This window comes from Rhizobium sp. RU35A (genome assembly GCF_900156005.1).
GTDB classification, from domain to species: domain Bacteria; phylum Pseudomonadota; class Alphaproteobacteria; order Rhizobiales; family Rhizobiaceae; genus Neorhizobium; species Neorhizobium straminoryzae.
Genome location: NZ_FTMR01000002.1, coordinates 223,044 through 239,017, shown reverse-complemented (window position 1 = coordinate 239,017; position 15,974 = coordinate 223,044). Strand labels below are relative to the sequence as shown.

The 15,974-nt window shown below is 63.7% G+C and carries 12 protein-coding genes; 5 read left to right on the top strand and 7 right to left on the bottom strand.

Annotation, left to right across the window (positions count from 1 at the left end):
• Nucleotides 1–9: 9 nt before the first annotated feature.
• Nucleotides 10–1,020 carry an ABC transporter permease gene (locus F3H95_RS05710; protein WP_143125194.1) on the bottom strand — a complete coding sequence of 337 codons (1,011 nt, stop codon included), beginning with the start codon at nucleotides 1,018–1,020 and terminating at the stop codon, nucleotides 10–12.
• Nucleotides 1,021–1,044: 24 nt separating this feature from the next.
• On the bottom strand, nucleotides 1,045–2,571 hold the full coding sequence (locus F3H95_RS05705; protein ID WP_149745238.1) for a sugar ABC transporter ATP-binding protein: 1,527 nt from the start codon (nucleotides 2,569–2,571) through the stop codon (nucleotides 1,045–1,047).
• Nucleotides 2,572–2,753: 182 nt separating this feature from the next.
• Here F3H95_RS05705 and F3H95_RS05700 point away from each other — a divergent pair, with 182 nt between their 5' ends.
• Nucleotides 2,754–3,776, top strand: coding sequence for a LacI family DNA-binding transcriptional regulator (locus F3H95_RS05700; RefSeq protein ID WP_149745237.1), 1,023 nt, complete (start codon nucleotides 2,754–2,756; stop codon nucleotides 3,774–3,776).
• Nucleotides 3,777–3,804: 28 nt separating this feature from the next.
• Here the strand turns inward: F3H95_RS05700 and xylA are convergent, their stop codons facing one another.
• The 5 genes from xylA to F3H95_RS05675 all read right to left on the bottom strand — a co-directional run bounded on the left by xylA (nucleotide 3,805) and on the right by F3H95_RS05675 (nucleotide 10,777).
• Nucleotides 3,805–5,115, bottom strand: coding sequence for a xylose isomerase (gene xylA, locus F3H95_RS05695; protein ID WP_149745236.1), 1,311 nt, complete (start codon nucleotides 5,113–5,115; stop codon nucleotides 3,805–3,807).
• A 159-nt stretch (nucleotides 5,116–5,274) separates the two neighbouring features.
• Complete coding sequence (gene xylB / locus F3H95_RS05690) at nucleotides 5,275–6,723, bottom strand: xylulokinase (RefSeq protein ID WP_149745235.1); 1,449 nt, start codon at nucleotides 6,721–6,723, stop codon at nucleotides 5,275–5,277.
• 28 nt (nucleotides 6,724–6,751) lie between these two features.
• Nucleotides 6,752–7,777 carry a LacI family DNA-binding transcriptional regulator gene (locus F3H95_RS05685; protein ID WP_149745234.1) on the bottom strand — a complete coding sequence of 342 codons (1,026 nt, stop codon included), beginning with the start codon at nucleotides 7,775–7,777 and terminating at the stop codon, nucleotides 6,752–6,754.
• A 144-nt stretch (nucleotides 7,778–7,921) separates the two neighbouring features.
• Nucleotides 7,922–9,499 carry a DHA2 family efflux MFS transporter permease subunit gene (locus F3H95_RS05680; RefSeq protein WP_149745233.1) on the bottom strand — a complete coding sequence of 526 codons (1,578 nt, stop codon included), beginning with the start codon at nucleotides 9,497–9,499 and terminating at the stop codon, nucleotides 7,922–7,924.
• 60 nt (nucleotides 9,500–9,559) lie between these two features.
• Nucleotides 9,560–10,777 carry an HlyD family secretion protein gene (locus F3H95_RS05675; RefSeq protein WP_149745232.1) on the bottom strand — a complete coding sequence of 406 codons (1,218 nt, stop codon included), beginning with the start codon at nucleotides 10,775–10,777 and terminating at the stop codon, nucleotides 9,560–9,562.
• A gap of 140 nt (nucleotides 10,778–10,917) precedes the next feature.
• On the opposite strand from F3H95_RS05675, the gene F3H95_RS05670 reads away from it, so the two are divergent.
• From F3H95_RS05670 to gltX, 4 genes are all read left to right on the top strand, one after another.
• A complete protein-coding gene (locus tag F3H95_RS05670) occupies nucleotides 10,918–11,586 on the top strand; it encodes a TetR/AcrR family transcriptional regulator (RefSeq protein ID WP_143125186.1) in 669 nt (222 codons plus the stop codon).
• 144 nt (nucleotides 11,587–11,730) lie between these two features.
• Nucleotides 11,731–12,498, top strand: coding sequence for a TerC family protein (locus F3H95_RS05665; RefSeq protein ID WP_149745231.1), 768 nt, complete (start codon nucleotides 11,731–11,733; stop codon nucleotides 12,496–12,498).
• A 115-nt stretch (nucleotides 12,499–12,613) separates the two neighbouring features.
• Nucleotides 12,614–14,386 (top strand): SLC13 family permease, encoded by a 1,773-nt coding sequence (locus tag F3H95_RS05660; protein WP_149745230.1) that lies wholly within the window; start codon nucleotides 12,614–12,616, stop codon nucleotides 14,384–14,386.
• A 129-nt stretch (nucleotides 14,387–14,515) separates the two neighbouring features.
• A complete protein-coding gene (gene gltX / locus F3H95_RS05655) occupies nucleotides 14,516–15,973 on the top strand; it encodes a glutamate--tRNA ligase (RefSeq protein WP_149745229.1) in 1,458 nt (485 codons plus the stop codon).
• The last annotated feature ends 1 nt before the right edge of the window (nucleotide 15,974 follow it).

The window sequence follows — 15,974 nt, the reverse complement described above, 5'->3', positions numbered from 1 at the left end:
GAACCCCGATCAGGCCTTGCGCGTGAGCGAGCGCTGCACGAGCATGGCGATGATGATGATCGAGCCCTGGATCGCGCCGATCAGATATTCGCTGATGAAGTTGGAGAGCAGCATGATGTTGCCGACCAGTTCGAGGATGAAGGCGCCGCAGATGGTGCCCCACACACGCCCCGCGCCGCCTTTCAGCGCCGTGCCGCCAACCACCACGGCGGTGATCGCCTGCAACTCCCACAGAATGCCGGTGGTGGCGGAGGTGGAGCCGAGACGCGGCACGTAGAGCAGCACGGCAATCGCCACGCAGAGCCCCTGGATGATGAAGGCGATGGTGCGCACGCGGTTGACGGCGATGCCCGAATAGCGCGCCACGTCGCGGCTGGAGCCGACCGCCGTGACATGCCGGCCATAGCGGGTGCGGTAGAGGATGAAGGCGGCGATCGCGGTGACGATCAGGATGACGAGGATCGGTACCGGCAGGCCGAACACCGAGCCGAAATAGGCCGGGCGATAGAGCCCCTGCAGTTCGGAGGAGCGCAGCGTGATGGCGCCGCCCTGCGAAAGCCAGGTCGTCAGGCCGCGATAGATGCCCATGGTGCCGAGCGTCGCGATGAAGGGTTCGATGCGCCCGACCGTGGTGATCAGGCCGTTCGCAAGGCCGCAGAGCGAGCCGATCACCACCGTCAGAACCATGGCGGCGGCCAGCATCAGGCCCGGATCGGCGATCACGCCCGAATTCATGAACAGGATCATCAGGCTGGCGACGAAGGCGACCATCGAGCCGACGGATAGATCGAGATCGCCGGACGAAATGACGAAGGTGGCACCGACGGCAATGATCGCGATGAAGGCCGAGCGGGTCGCCACATTGGCGAGATTGGTGATGCTGATGAAATTGGGATTGACCAGCGCGCCGATCACAATCAGCAGCGCCAGCGCCGCAAAGGGTGCAACCGCGCGCAGATCCACATCGCGCCAGCTGCGCCGGCGGATGGTGGCCCCTTCACTGCCCGAATTGATGCTCATGGCCAAATCTGTCCTCCCGCGGCCTCAGCCGGCGACCTGCCTCTTCAGGCCGGCCGCATAGCGCATGATGGTCTGTTCGTTGATGTCGTCGCCTTCCAGCATGCCGACGAGATGGCCCTCGCGCATCACAGCCACGCGGGTGCACAGGCCGATCACTTCCGGCATTTCCGAGGAGACGACGATGACGGAGCAGCCATCGCGGGCAAGCGCCGCGATGAAATGATAGATCTGCTGCTTGGTGCCGACATCGATGCCGCGCGTCGGCTCGTCGATGATGATGATCTTCGGGCCCGTCTCCATCACCTTGGCCAGCATCAGCTTCTGCTGGTTGCCGCCGGACATGCGCCCCACCCGCACCCGGTCATCGCGCACGCGGATATCGAAGCGGCGCTTGGCGCGCGCCATCGCCTCGCGCTCGCTTGCCGGATCGAGATAGCCGTAGCGCATATGCCGCTCCAGCGACTGCAGCGTCAGGTTGGCCGTCATGCCCTCGTCGAGCAAAAGGCCGCGCCCCTTGCGGTCCTTGGTCATGTAGGCGAGGCCGCGGCGCACCGCCTCGCGGAAACCCTCTGCGGCAAGTGGCTCACCATACACCACCACCTCGCCGGCAAGACGCGGCCGCAGGCCGGTGATCGCCTCCATGATCTCCGTGCGGCCGGAGCCAATGAGACCGGAAAAGCCCAGCACCTCGCCCTTGCGCAACTCGAAGCTCACATCCTTCACATAGGCGGTGGAAAGTGCGCGCACGGACAGCACGACATCCTCATCCACGTCCGGTTCGTGCTTGGCGGGGTAGAGGCTGGAGAGTTCGCGTCCGACCATCAGCTGCGCGATGGAATCGCTGTCGAGCAGCCGCGTCGGCGCCGTCTTGATCCACTGCCCGTCGCGCAGCACGGTCACGCGGTCGCTGAGCTCCATCACCTCGTTCAGCTTGTGGGTCACGAAGACGAAGCTGGTGCCGGCGGCGCGCAGCTTGCGCACCTGATCGAACAGGATGTCCGTCTCTTCACGCGAGAGAACGGCGGTCGGCTCGTCCATGAAGATCACCCGCGCGTCGCGGCTGATCGCCTTGGCGATTTCCACCATCTGCTTGTCGGCGACCGCGAGCGTGCTGATCAGCGCATTCTCGTCCACATGCGAACCCAGCATGTCGAGGATGCGGCGGGTTTCCGCCCGCATGAAACGGCGGTCCAGAATGCCGAAGCGGGTGACCTCACGGCCGAGAAAAAGGCTTTCGGCAACCGTCAGATGTTCGGCAAGATTGAATTCCTGGTGAATGAGGATAATGCCGAGGGCTTCCGCATCGCCATTGGCCGGCAGCGAGACAGGTTCGCCATCCAGCAACAGCCGCCCGGAACTCGGGTTTTCGAAGCCGGACAGGATCTTGACCAGCGTCGACTTGCCAGCACCGTTTTCGCCGACCAGCGCATGCACCTCGCCGGGCATCACGTCGAAATCGACGCTGAACAGAACCTGGACCTCGCCAAAGCTCTTCGACACGCGCTCCGCCGAAAGCACCGGCGTCTGCGCCCCCTCCCCAGTGGTCGTCATGCATTCCTCCCAGCGGCTCCTCAACCGCATGGCAGCAGTATGTAAACCTTTACATGACCGATGTAAAGGTTTACATGATCCGATCATTGGGGATTATGCGGCCCGTCCCGCACTTGCCTGTTGCGACGCGGGCCGGATCGCTTCAAGCCATTCGCAGAGATGCCGAAACCGGATTGCGACCCTTGTCCACAGCAACGCCCGCCACGATCGAAGACGTTGCCCGCCTGGCGGAAGTTTCGATCGCGACCGTCAGCCGCGCCATCCACACGCCGGACAAGGTGGCGAAATCGACGCGACAGCGCGTGAACCAGGCGATCGCCATTACCGGCTACACCACCAATGCCATGGCCCGCTCGCTGCGCATGGGCCGTTCCAACATGATCCTGGTTCTGGCGCCTGATATCGGCGACCCCAATTTTTCCCCGATCCTGATCGGCATCGAGAACGAGGCGCGCGCCCATGGCTATGGCGTGCTGATCGGCCATACCCAGAACGATCCCGAACGGGGGCTCGACTATCTGAAGTTTCTCAACTCCAACCAGGCGGCAGGCCTCGTGCTGTTTACCGGCCACGAGCCGTTCGGCCACCAGGAACTCACCCAGCGGCTGCCGCCGACCGTCGCGGTGTTCGAGCCGGTTTTTGGCGCGCGCGTGTCCTATGTCGGCGTGGACGATACGGCAGGTGCGCGCAAGGCGGCGGAATATCTGCTCGCCTCCGGGCACCGTTCCATCGCCTTCATCGGCGATTCCCGCACGAAACTCGGTCATGTGCGCCGCCGCAAGGGCTATGATCTGGCGCTCGATGCCGCCCGGATCGCTCCGGACCGGCGGATCGTGATCGAGGGCGAAGGCTCCGTCGAAAGCGGCCGGCTTGCCGTCGAGCAGTTGTTCATGCGCGATACGCTGCCGAGCGCCTTCATGTGCGTCAACGACGCGACCGCCATCGGCGTGATCAACGGACTTGCAGCGCGCGGCTACGATCTGCCCCGCGACTTTTCCGTGATCGGCTTCGACGATGTGGCGCAGGCCACCTATCTCCACCCGCCGCTGACGACGGTGCGCCAGCCGCGCTCGGCGATCGGCCGGCAGGCCATGGCGCTTCTCCTGAAACAGCTGACGGAACCCGGCGAGGGCACGCAGGAAATCCTCATCATGCCGGATCTGATCGTGCGCGGTTCGGTCACCTCGGCGATGCGGTCGAGGTGAGGCAGGCCCCACCCCGACCGGCCTTTCATCAGACGTAGCGGTTGACCACGTTCTCCAGCAGTTCCTGCTTGCCGGACTTCGGCTGCGGGTTGACATTCTGGGCTTCGACGCGGGCGGCAATCGCATCGAGGCTTTCCTCGCCGCGCAGCATGGCCTGGTTCTCGGCCTTGTCCCAGCCGGCATAGCGGGCAGACAGCGGGCCGGACAGCGCCTTGTCCTCGATCATCTTCGCCGCCGCCTTCAGACCGCGTGCGCAGCAATCCATGCCGCCGATATGGCCGATCAGCAGGTCTTCCGGATCAAGCGACTGGCGGCGCAGCTTGGCATCGAAATTGGTGCCACCCGTGGTGAAGCCGCCGCCGGCGAGAACCTGATAATAGGCGAGCGCCATTTCCGGCACGTTGTTCGGGAACTGGTCGGTATCCCAACCGGACTGGTAGTCGTTGCGGTTCATGTCGATCGAGCCGAAGATGCCAAGCGTGTTGGCAAGCGCCAGTTCGTGCTCGAAGGAATGGCCGGCCAGGATCGCATGGCCCTGCTCGATATTGACCTTCACTTCCTTCTCGAGGCCGTAGTTCTTCAGGAAGCCGTAGACGGTCGCGACATCATAGTCATACTGGTGCTTCGAGGGTTCCTGCGGCTTCGGCTCGATCAGGATCGCGCCCTTGAAACCGATCTTGTGCTTGTATTCGACGACAAGGTTCAGGAAGCGGCCCATCTGGTCCAGTTCCTTCTTGAGATCGGTGTTGAGCAGGGTCTCGTAGCCCTCGCGGCCGCCCCACAGCACGTAGTTCTCGCCGCCCAGACGCTGCGTCGCATCGATGCAGGTCTTCACGGTCGCCGCGGCAAAGGCAAACACATCCGGATCCGGATTGGTCGCGGCACCCGACATGTAGCGGCGATGCGAGAACATGTTCGCCGTGCCCCACAGGAGCTTGACACCGGTGGCCGCCTGCTTTTCGGCGAAGTAATCGACGATCTCGTTGAGGTTCTTCGTGTTTTCCGCGAAGGTCGCGCCTTCCGGGCGCACGTCGGCATCATGGAAGCAGTAATAGGGCGTGCCGAGCAGCTGGAAGAATTCGAAGGCCACGTCGGCCTTCAGCTTGGCGGCCTCCATCGTGTCCTTGAACCACGGACGCTCGAAGGTATTGCCGCCGAACGGATCGGTGCCCGGCCAGACGAAGGTGTGCCAGTAGGCAATCGCAAAGCGCAAATGGTCTTCCATCCGCTTGCCGAGCACCACTTCATCCGGGTTGTAATGGCGGAAGGCGAGCGGATTGGTGCTGCCTTCGCCCTCATACTTGATCTTCTGGATATCACCGAAAAAGCCGGTCGACATGGGTTGTCCTCCTTGGTTGATGTCTTCGAACAGTGTGCGGATGAGGCCCCCTCACCCTGCCCTCTCCCCGAGGGGAGAGGGGAAGGCCAGCGCGTGCCGCTTGTCCCTTCTCCCCTCGGGGAGAAGGTGCCGGCAGGCGGATGAGGGGGGCTGCCTCCCTCAAATCCCCCGGATCGCCGGATAGAGCGCCCGGTAGCGGTGATAGGCCTCGTCGTATGCCGAGGTCAGCGCCAAGACCGGCTCCACCGTCTCCGCCGTTTTCGGCGCGGTGCAGACGGCAAGCGGATCGGCGCCGGTCGCCGCGATCAGGCCGAGACGGGCGGCGCCGAAGGCTGCGCCGAAATCGCCATCGGCCGGAATGTCGACGGGAAGACCGAGCGCGGTCGCAATCGAGGCCAGCCAGTAGCGCGAGCGCGAGCCGCCGCCGATCGCGGTAACGCGGCCGATGCTGGTGCCGGCCGATTTCAGGGCCTCCAGACTGTCGCGGATCGCAAAGGTCACGCCTTCCATCACCGCCTGCGTCAGCTCCGCCCGGCCGGTTTCATGACCGAGCCCGATGAAGGCGCCACGGATCTTTGCATCATTGTGCGGCGTGCGCTCGCCGGAAAGATAAGGCAGGAAGGTGACGCCGGTCGGCGCTTTCAGGTGATCGCCCACTTCGGCGGCAAGGTCGCCAGCCGAACGGCCCGTCACCCGCGCATGCCAGTTCAGCGCATCGGTGGCGGACAGGATCACACCCATCTGGTGCCAGGTGTCGGGCAGCGCGTGGCAGAAGGCGTGCACCGCGCTTTCCGGCTTCGGCAGATAGGAGCCGTTGGCAGCAAACAGCACGCCCGACGTGCCGAGCGATACGAAGGCCTGGCCTTCCGCCACCGTGCCCATGCCGCAGGCGGAGGCCGCATTGTCGCCGGCGCCGCCGGCAATCACGACGCCCGGCTGCATGCCCCAGGCTGCCGCCAGTTCCGCCCGTAGCGTGCCGGCCTGCTCGGTGCCTTCCACCAGACGCGGCATCTGGCCTTCCTGAAGGTCGGTCGCGGCAAGAAGTTCGGACGACCAGGCACGCTTGCCGGTGTCGAGCCAGCTGGTGCCGGCCGAATCCGACATTTCGGAGATGTGTTCGCCGGACAGCCAGAGCCGGAGATAATCCTTGGGCAGCAGCACCTTGGCAACCCGGGCAAAGATGTCAGGCTCGTTGTTCTTCACCCAGACGAGTTTCGGCGCGGTGAAGCCGGGGAAAACGATATTGCCGGTCAGCGCCCGGAAGCGGGGATCGGCATCGAGACTTGCAGCTTCCGCGAAGGAACGTGTGTCGTTCCACAGGATGCAGGGACGCAGAACCTTGTCGTCCGCGTCGATGAGGGTGGCGCCATGCATGTGGCCGGAAAGGCCGATGCCGCGCACGGCGGCGAGTGCTGCGGGATGCGCCGCTTTCAGCGCCGCCACGGCCTCCTTCGTCGCCGCGATCCAGTGGGCCGGATCCTGTTCGGACCAGCCGGGATGAGGACGCGAGACATCGAGACTGCCGGTGGCCGAGCCGATGACGTGCTGGTCGCCGTCGATCAGCATGGCTTTGACGCCGGACGTGCCGAGATCGAGACCGAGATACATCAGGTTTCCTCCTTTACGACCCTGTGGTTCAGGGCAGATTGTCCTTCAAGAAGATGTCGATCCGAATGCGTTCCTGCGCCGCCACTACGGCGGAGCGGTCCGTCTCGGCCTTCAAGACGCGGATGGCGCTACGCACCTCATGGCCCGCATCCTGGTTCAGAACCCCGTCGATCAGATCCTGCGCGAGCGCATCCCGCGTCGCGCCGGTCAGTTCGTGCACAATGACAACGGGACGCACACCGCTGCCACCGGCCTGAAGGGCGCGAATGAGGCCACGATTGCCGGCGCCGGCGCTGTAGATGCCAGCGAGATCCGGATGCGCGAGCAGCGCCTCCTGCACCAGCCGTCCCGTCTCTACAGGATCATCACGCCCTTCCAGCACGGGCAGGATGGCACGTGCTGCAAAACGCTCCGCCATCACCGAACCAAAGCCCTCCAGACGCTCCCGGTGGTCACGGACCATCAGCGATCCGGCCAGCGGCAGCACCGGCCCCGGGCGACCACCGAGAAAGCGACCGAGCAGCGTGCCCGCCGTGCGGCCGGCAGCGATGTTGTCAATGCCGGCAAAATGGACCCGCCGCGAGCCGCTGAGATCGGAGACGAGCGTCACCACCGCAATCCCCTGCTCGACCAGGCGATCTGCCGCCGCACGCACCTCCGGTGCGTCGATGGCCACAAAGGCGACACCGTCCGGCCGGTCGCGGCCTGCATCATCGAGGGCCAAGACAAGGGCGGCGATGTCGAAGGCCGGAACGTCGCGCATGACAAGCGACATTCGCTCGCGACGCCCCCGCTCCGCTGCCGCCTGAACCTCGGCCCGCAGCGCCTGCATGAAGGAATTGTCGTTGGCCGGCAGGATGAAGACGAAACTGTAGACACGCCCCTTGGCGAGGTTTGCGGCCGCCACGTCGCGGACGAAACCAAGCGCTTCGATCGCCGCCTCCACCTTCTTCCGTGTCGCGGGGCGCACGCCGGCGCGCCCGTTCAACACCCGGTCGACGGTTGCAAGGCTGACGCCTGCATGCGCGGCAATATCATGGACCGTGGGCTTCATGTCTCCTCCGCCGGGAGACATAGCGCGAGTTCTGAGGTACGTAAATCAGAAATTCACGACACGCCGGAAATAAAAGTGGGCCGCCGCTTGCGCGACGGCCCAAACCCTTCTCGGCGGTGGATTGGCGGGGGATGCGAGAAGGGGTTAGTGACCACCTCCGGCCGGAGCTGCGGCGCGTGGCTTGGAAATCAGCATGACGAGCAGAATCAGCGAGGAGAACAGCACGGTCAGCGCCATGAAGACATCGATGAAGGACATGATCGTCGCCTGCTGGTTGACCATGCCGGAGAGCTTGCTCAGCGCGGCACTTGTCCCGTCGATACCATAGGAATTGTAGTTCGCCGCGACGTTGTTCAGCCAGTCGAGCGCTGCCGGATTGCCGTAGTTCACATGTTCCGACAGCCGCGCATAATGCTCGTCGGCACGCTGCGTCAGCATGGTGTTGATGATTGCAAGGCCAACGGCGCCGCCGAGGTTACGGGTCAGGTTGTAAAGGCCGGACGCGTTCTGGATTCGCTGCGGCGGCAGGGTGCCGAGCGCCACATTGTTGATCGGCACCATGCACAGCATCAGCGAGCAGCCACGCAGGATCTGCGGCACGAAGAGCTCGTAGAAATCCCAGTCCGCGGTCATGCCCGTCACCAGATAGGTGCCGAGTGCGAAGCCGAAGAAGCCGATGGCCATCATCACACGGGGATCGAGCTTGTTCGACAGGAAGCCCGCCACAGGCGCGGTGAAGAACATCGCCAGACCGGACACGAACATCGTCTCGCCGATCATCAGCGCATCATAGCCGCGAATGCGGGCCAGATAGAGCGGATAGATATAGGTGAGGCCGTAGAGGCCGACGCCCATGATGAAGGAGAACAGCGAGCCGAAGGCGAAATTGCGATTGGTGAAGGCCTTGAGATCGACCACGGGGAAATCGACCCGGAAGGCGCGCCAGAAAAACACCAGGGCACCGATCGTCATGGCGACGGCACCGATGACGATGCGCTCGTCGCTGAACCAGTCCTTGCTGTTGCCCTCTTCCAGCACGTATTCGAGAGAACCGAGGAAAACAGCCATGGAGGCAAGTCCCGCCCAGTCGAAACGCTTCATCAGTTCATGCTGCGGCTTGTCGAAATCGACGAAGGTCCAGACCATCAGGGTCACGAAAATGCCGGGCCCGATGTTGACCAGGAACAGCCAGTGCCAGGAGAAGGCATTGCTGAGATAGCCGCCGACCGTCGGGCCGATGGTTGGCGCCAGCGTCGCGATCAGGCCGATGATCGGCGAGACGACCGATCGCTTGGACGGCGGGAAAATCGTGAAGGCCGCGGCAAACACCGAGGGGATCATGCCGCCGCCGATAAAACCCTGCAGCGCGCGGTAGATGATCATCTGCTCGATGTTCGTCGCGGTCGCGCAGAGCGCCGACGACAGGGTGAAACCCGCCGCACAGATGGTGAACAGCACACGCGTCGACAGGATGCGGGCCAGGGTGCCCGACAGCGGGATCATGATGACCTCCGCGATCAGGTAGGAGGTCTGCACCCAGGCCACCTCATCGGAACCGGCAGAAAGACCGGCCTGGATTTCCGACAGCGAAGCCGAGACGATCTGGATATCGAGGATGGACATGAACATGCCGAGCACCATCGCAAAGAAGGCGATCAGCTTGCGCTTGTCCATCGGGGGATCTGCGGGTATGGCGCCCGCCGAAGCAGTCGTGGCAGCCATGGTCTTTCTCCTTCGCGAGGCTGGGGCGCCGCCCGTCGCGGGCGGCAGCCGTCGCGGACCTTAGTTGCTCGGCGCCGTGCGGGTGTCGACGTCGGCCACCACGCTGAGACCGGCACGCAGATGGCCCTTTTCCAGTTCTTCCTTCGGGATCGCGATGCGAACCGGCACGCGCTGCACAACCTTGGTGAAGTTGCCGGTGGCATTTTCCGGCGGCAGCAGCGAGAAGACGGCACCGGACGCCGGGGCAATCGACTGGACCGTGCCGATCACGGTCTGGTCGTCGAAGGCATCCACATGGATGCGCACCTTGGAACCCGGCGCGATATGGCCGATCTGCGTTTCCTTGAAGTTCGCCTCGATGTACAGCTGGCTGACAGGCACGAGAGAGGCCAGCCGCTTGCCGTTCGAGACCAGATCACCGGTGTGAACCGAGAGGTTGCCGATGGTGCCGTCATAGGGCGCCTTCAGGATCGTGAAGTCCAGATCGCGCTGGGCCTGCTGGACGGCGAGTTCCTGCAGCCGCACCGTGTTGATCGCCTCGTTGCGCTGGGCCTTGAGGAGATCGATGTTGGCCTGGGCCGAGACAACCGCCGCCTGGCCTGCTTTCAGGTTGGCCTGCGCCTGTTCGAGCGCGATCTGGGCATTGTCGAGTTCGGCGGTCGTGCCGACATTCTTGGCAGCCAGCTCAGTCTGGCGACGCTGGGTGATCTCCGCCCCCCGAACCGTGGCCTGCAGCGCGCCAAGCTGGGCCTGCGACTGGGCAAGGCTCGCCTCGCCGCCAGCGATCTGCGTACCGATACGGGTGACCGCAAGCCGGGCGCTTTCCAGATTGGCCTTCGCCTGATCGAGCGCGATCTGGTAATCGCCCTGGTCGAGCGTCACCAGCGGATCGCCGGCCTTGACCGCCTGGTTCTCGACGACATTCACCTTTTCCACATAGCCGGAAACCTTCGGCGAGATGACGGAAATGTCGCCGGTCACATAGGCATCGTCCGTCGACACGAGAAAACGACCGTCCGTCCACCAGTTGTAGCCATACCAGCCGCCGGCCGCGATCACGCCGATCAGGATGATCGGCAGCACCGGGTTGCGCTTTTTCTTCGTCGGCTGCGAGCCACCGCCCTTGGCATCGATGCCGGCCGCCTGCGGAGACGACGGCTTCTCCGCCACCGGCGTCTCGGTGCGGGCTTCCACCCGCTCCGCATTCGCTGCCTGGTCCGAAGATGCATCTTCGGCCTGAACGAGGCGCAGGGAGCCTGTGTTTGAAGGAGATGTCATGACAATCACCGGTCTGGTAAGGAAAGCAGGTCCGATCGAACCGATCGGTTCAGTTGACGATTGACATAATCCCATCCTTCCCACATATCAAGAGGTGATCGAACCGACCGGTTCGAAAAGATTAACAAACAGGTTCACGAATGCAGGAGAAGAATTGCCCCCCTGCCGAGGCAGGCTGTACGCCCGGGCGTTTTGCCGCCGGCGCCGACCCGGCCAAGCGGGAGCAGATCCTTGAAGGCGCCAAGGCGGTCTTCATGCGTCTGGGCTTTGACGCTGCCAGCATGAACGACATCACGCGCGAGGCGGGCGTCTCCAAGGGCACCATCTACGTCTATTTCGACAGCAAGGACGACCTGTTCGCCGCCATCATGGAGCAGGAGCGGACGCGCCTTGCCGAATCCATGCGCGACATCCTGGATGGCAGCGAGGCGGTGGAGGAAGGCCTCTATCGCTTCGGTGTGGCTTTTGCCGTGAAGATCACCAGCGAAAGCACGATTTCGGCAATGCGCACGATGATCAGCGTGGCGCCGCGCATGCGCATGCTCTCCCAGCGTTTCTTCCAGGACGATTCGATGAACATCCGCTTCTTCCTGGAGCGGTTCCTGATCCGCCAGGTGGCCAAGGGCGCACTTGTGGTGGACGATGTCAGCCTTGCCGCCCGCCACTTCATCGAGCTTTCCACCGGCACATTCCTGAAGATGCGCCTGTTCGGCCACATGGAAGGACCGCCGCCAATTGACGAGATCGAGAAGCAGATCGCAAGCGCCGTACGCATTTTCATAGCGGGATACGGCAATCACGGCGCGTGAAGCGGAAGCTGGCCGACCTCGCTGGCAGGGGACGGCCAGGCCCCGACGCGGCCTGCGGGTTTGACGGGGCAAGCTTGATTCCTGCGACCAATGTTCTAGTTTTCGGATGCCGGAAATCGTCCGGCGTGTGGGGACCAAGACAACATGCAGGATATCCTTCAGCTCGTGCAGGACCCGGCGGCCTGGGTGGCACTCGTCACGCTCGTCGTCATGGAAGTCGTGCTCGGCATCGACAACCTGATCTTCATTTCCATCCTCACCAACAAGCTTCCGCCTGAAAACCGCGAAAAGGCCCGCAAAATCGGCATCGGCCTCGCGCTGGTCATGCGCCTCGGCCTGCTCGGCACCGTGGCCTGGATCGTGCAACTGACGGAACCGGTCTTCGAGGCCTTTGGTCACGGCTTCTCCTGGAAGGACCTGATCCTGATCGCCGGTGGCCTCTTCCTCGTCTGGAAGGCGACCAAGGAAATTCATCACACCGTCGACCCGGAAGACCACAAGGAAGACATGGTGGGCCATACCGCCACCACAACCTTTGCCGCGGCGATCGGCCAGATCCTGCTGCTCGATCTCGTCTTCTCCGTCGACAGCATCATCACCGCCGTTGGGATGACCCCGCATCTGCCGATCATGGTGATCGCCGTTCTGGCTGCCGTGACCGTGATGCTGGTGGCCGCCAATCCGCTTGCCAACTTCATCGAGAAGAACCCGACCATCGTCATGCTGGCGCTGGCCTTCCTGCTGATGATCGGCACCACGCTGATTGCCGAAGGCATGGGTTTCCATGTGCCCAAGGGTTACGTCTATGCCGCCATGGCCTTTTCGGCGCTGGTGGAACTGCTCAACATGCTGGCGCGCAATGCCCGCCAGCGCAAACGGCAGGCGGGCCAGACGGACAGGACACTGCACTGAGCGCGAGCCCCTTTGTCGGCAGCCACTGGAACCTGGTGGCTCCGATGATCATTAGGAGCATCGCAACATCCGTACTCGGGTGGCCACGCCGGCCACCCCTCCCTGCCGGAGCCTCATGACCACCCAGCAAATCCTCGCCTTCTGCGTGATCGCCGGCATGATGGCCGTCTTCATCTGGGATCGCTTCCGCTATGATGTCGTTGCCTGCTGTGCGCTGGTCGTTGCCGTGGCGCTCGGCGTGGTTCCCGTGGAGCATGCCTTTTCCGGATTTTCCGACGACATCGTCATCATCGTCGGCAGCGCACTGGTGGTGAGTGCCGGCGTCGCCCGCTCCGGCATCGTCGATACCGTGATCAAACGGATGTTCCCGCATCTCACCTCCATGCGGGCGCAGCTTGCGCTGCTGATGATCTCGGTGGCGCTTCTCTCGGCCTTCATCAAGAATATCGGGGCGCTGGCGATCATGATGCCGGTCGCCTTCCAGTTCGCGCGACGCGCCGGGGTCTCGCCCTCGCGCTACCTGATGCCCATGGCCTTTTCCGCCCTTCTCGGCGGACTGATGACGCAGATCGGCACCTCGCCGAACATCGTCGTCTCAAGGCTCAGGGCCGAGATGACCGGCACGCCGTTTTCCATGTTCGATTTCACCCCCGTCGGCGGCGTGCTGGCACTGGTGGGCCTCACCTTCCTGCTGTTCTTCTACTGGCTGGTGCCCGAACGGCGCAAGCAGACGGGCAGCATCGAGGAGGCCGTGGAAATCTCCAACTACGCCTCGGAAGCCACCGTCACCGGCCAGTCCGCGGTGATGGGCAAGCCGCTCGGCGAACTGCTGAAGCTCGGTGATGGCGAGGTGGTCGCAACCGCCGTGCTGCGCGGGCCGACACGGATGTCGCCCTTCCCTGATCTTATCCTGCGCGAGGATGATTCCGTCGTGCTGGAGGGCCGCTCCGCAGTTCTTGACCGGGTGATTTCCGGCGGCAAGCTGAAACTGTCCGGCAAGGCGCTGAAGGATGGCAGCCGCGCCCAGCAGGACCTGATTTCCATCGAGGCGGTCATTTCCCGGCATTCGGTGCTCGCAGGGCTCTCAGCCGGCGAACTGGCGCTCTCTTATACCCGCGGCGTCAACCTCCTGGCGGTCAGCCGCCGCGGTGAGCGCCTGCGGGAACGGCTTCGCGACCTCGTGCTGCAGGAGGGCGACGTGATCGTGCTGCAGGGCGGGCGCAAGACGCTGCCGATCGTGCTGCAGGATCTGGCGCTCCTGCCTCTTGCCCAGCAGGAAGTGCTGCTCGGCACACAACGGCAGGCGCTGATCCCGATCGGCATCCTGGCACTGGCGATGCTGGCGACGGCGCTCGGCTATGCGCCGGTGGCCGTTGCCTTCTTCGCGGCAGCCCTCGGCATGGCGATCTTCGGCGCCGTGCCGCTCAACGATCTCTACAAGGCCGTCGACGGACCGATCCTGGTCATGCTCGGCGCGCTGATCCCGGTTTCGGATTCACTGCGCACCAGCGGCGGCAGCGAGTTGATCGCCCACTGGCTCGGCGAGATCGCCCACAACCTGCCGCCCTATGGCGCACTCGGCCTCATCATGCTGGCGGCGATGGCCGTGACGCCCTTCCTCAACAATGCCGCCACCGTGCTGGTGATGGGGCCGATCGCTGCGAGCTTTGCCGCCACCCTCAACTTCCGACCGGAAGCGTTCCTGATGGCGGTGGCGATCGGTGCCGGTTCCGATTTCCTGACGCCCGTCGGCCATCAGTGCAACACGCTGGTCATGGGCCCGGGCGGCTATCGCTTCTCCGATTATTCCCGGCTCGGCCTGCCGCTCTCCATCCTCATCCTGGTGGTGAGCGTGCCGACGCTGATGGTGTTCTGGCCCGTGAACTGACCGGCAAGCGGGGGCCTTGGCCGCATAAATCTTGACGCTTCCCGCAGAATATGCGCTAAGGCCTGCAATCCAAGCACGGCAGTCTGCGCCCGTTTTGCGGCGCGTTTTTCCAAGTTCGAGCAGGCACTCATGACCACTTCCGGCGTCCGCGTCCGTATCGCACCCTCCCCCACCGGCGAGCCGCATGTCGGCACCGCCTATATCGCGCTGTTCAACTATCTCTTCGCGAAGAAACACGGCGGCGAGTTCATTCTGCGCATCGAGGATACCGATGCCACCCGCTCCACCCGCGAGTTCGAGGACAAGGTGCTGGAAGCGCTGCGCTGGTGCGGTCTCGAATGGAAGGAAGGCCCCGATGTCGGCGGCCCCTACGGCCCCTACCGCCAGTCCGACCGCAAGGACATGTACCAGCCCTACGCGCAGGACCTGCTGGACAAGGGCCATGCCTTCCGCTGTTTCTGCACGCCGGAGCGCCTGGACAAGATGCGCGAGGAGCAGCGCGCCGCCGGCAAGGCGCCCGGCTATGACGGGCTGTGCCTGCGTTACTCCGCCGAGGAAGTGACGGCAAAGATGGAGGCGGGCGAAACCTCCGTCATCCGCATGAAGATCCCGACCGAGGGCTCCTGCGAGTTCAACGACGGCGTCTATGGCGACGTGTCGATTCCGTGGTCCTCCGTCGACATGCAGGTGCTGATCAAGGCCGATGGCATGCCGACCTATCACATGGCCAACGTCATCGACGACCATCTGATGAAGATCACCCATGTGGCGCGCGGCGAGGAATGGCTGGCCTCGGTGCCGAAGCACATCCTGCTTTACCGCTATTTCGGCTGGCAGGAACCCAAGTTCATGCACCTGTCGCTGATGCGCAATGCCGACAAGTCGAAGCTGTCGAAGCGCAAGAACCCGACCTCGATCTCCTATTACTCGGCGCTCGGCTATCTGCCGGAAGCGCTGATGAACTTCCTCGGCCTGTTCTTCATCCAGATCGCCGAAGGCGAGGAATTGCTGTCGATGGACGAACTGGCGGAAAAGTTCGACCCCGAGGCCCTGTCCAAGGCCGGCGCCATCTTCGACATCCAGAAGCTCGACTGGCTGAACGGCCGCTGGCTGCGCGAAAAACTCTCGCCGGACGATTTTCTGGCCCGCACCTTCGAATGGGCCTCTGAAAACCAGCGCCTGACGGAAGGGCTGAAGCTTGCCCAGAGCCGCATTTCCAAGCTCGGTGAACTGCCGAACCTCGCGGGCTTCCTGCTTGCCAACGATGTCGGCCTGACGCCCGCCTCCTTCGGCGGCCTCAAGACTTCCCCCGCCGAGACGCTGGAGATCATCAACACCGTTCAGGCAGATTTCGAAAAAATGCCGGAATGGACGGTGGAAAGCATCGACCAGGAGCTGCGCGCCGTGGCCGACAAGCTCGGCAAGAAGCTGCGCGTCGTCACCCCGCCGCTGTTCATCGCCATGTCCGGCAGCCAGCGCTCGCTGCCTCTGTTTGACTCGATGGCGCTGCTCGGCCGCTCCGTGGTGCGCCAGCGCCTGAAGATTGCCGCAACCGTGGTGGCATCCCTGGTGGGTGCAGAGAAGTAAA

Coding starts and splice junctions, on each gene's coding strand:
- F3H95_RS05710 (WP_143125194.1), bottom strand. CDS start 1,020: ATGAGCATCAATTCGGGCAGTGAAGGGGCCACCATCCGCCGGCGCAGC.
- F3H95_RS05705 (WP_149745238.1), bottom strand. CDS start 2,571: ATGACGACCACTGGGGAGGGGGCGCAGACGCCGGTGCTTTCGGCGGAG.
- xylA (WP_149745236.1), bottom strand. CDS start 5,115: ATGTCGACCGGCTTTTTCGGTGATATCCAGAAGATCAAGTATGAGGGC.
- xylB (WP_149745235.1), bottom strand. CDS start 6,723: ATGTATCTCGGTCTCGATCTCGGCACGTCCGGCGTCAAAGCCATGCTG.
- F3H95_RS05685 (WP_149745234.1), bottom strand. CDS start 7,777: ATGAAGCCCACGGTCCATGATATTGCCGCGCATGCAGGCGTCAGCCTT.
- F3H95_RS05680 (WP_149745233.1), bottom strand. CDS start 9,499: ATGGCTGCCACGACTGCTTCGGCGGGCGCCATACCCGCAGATCCCCCG.
- F3H95_RS05675 (WP_149745232.1), bottom strand. CDS start 10,777: ATGACATCTCCTTCAAACACAGGCTCCCTGCGCCTCGTTCAGGCCGAA.
- F3H95_RS05670 (WP_143125186.1), top strand. CDS start 10,918: ATGCAGGAGAAGAATTGCCCCCCTGCCGAGGCAGGCTGTACGCCCGGG.
- F3H95_RS05665 (WP_149745231.1), top strand. CDS start 11,731: ATGCAGGATATCCTTCAGCTCGTGCAGGACCCGGCGGCCTGGGTGGCA.
- F3H95_RS05660 (WP_149745230.1), top strand. CDS start 12,614: ATGACCACCCAGCAAATCCTCGCCTTCTGCGTGATCGCCGGCATGATG.
- gltX (WP_149745229.1), top strand. CDS start 14,516: ATGACCACTTCCGGCGTCCGCGTCCGTATCGCACCCTCCCCCACCGGC.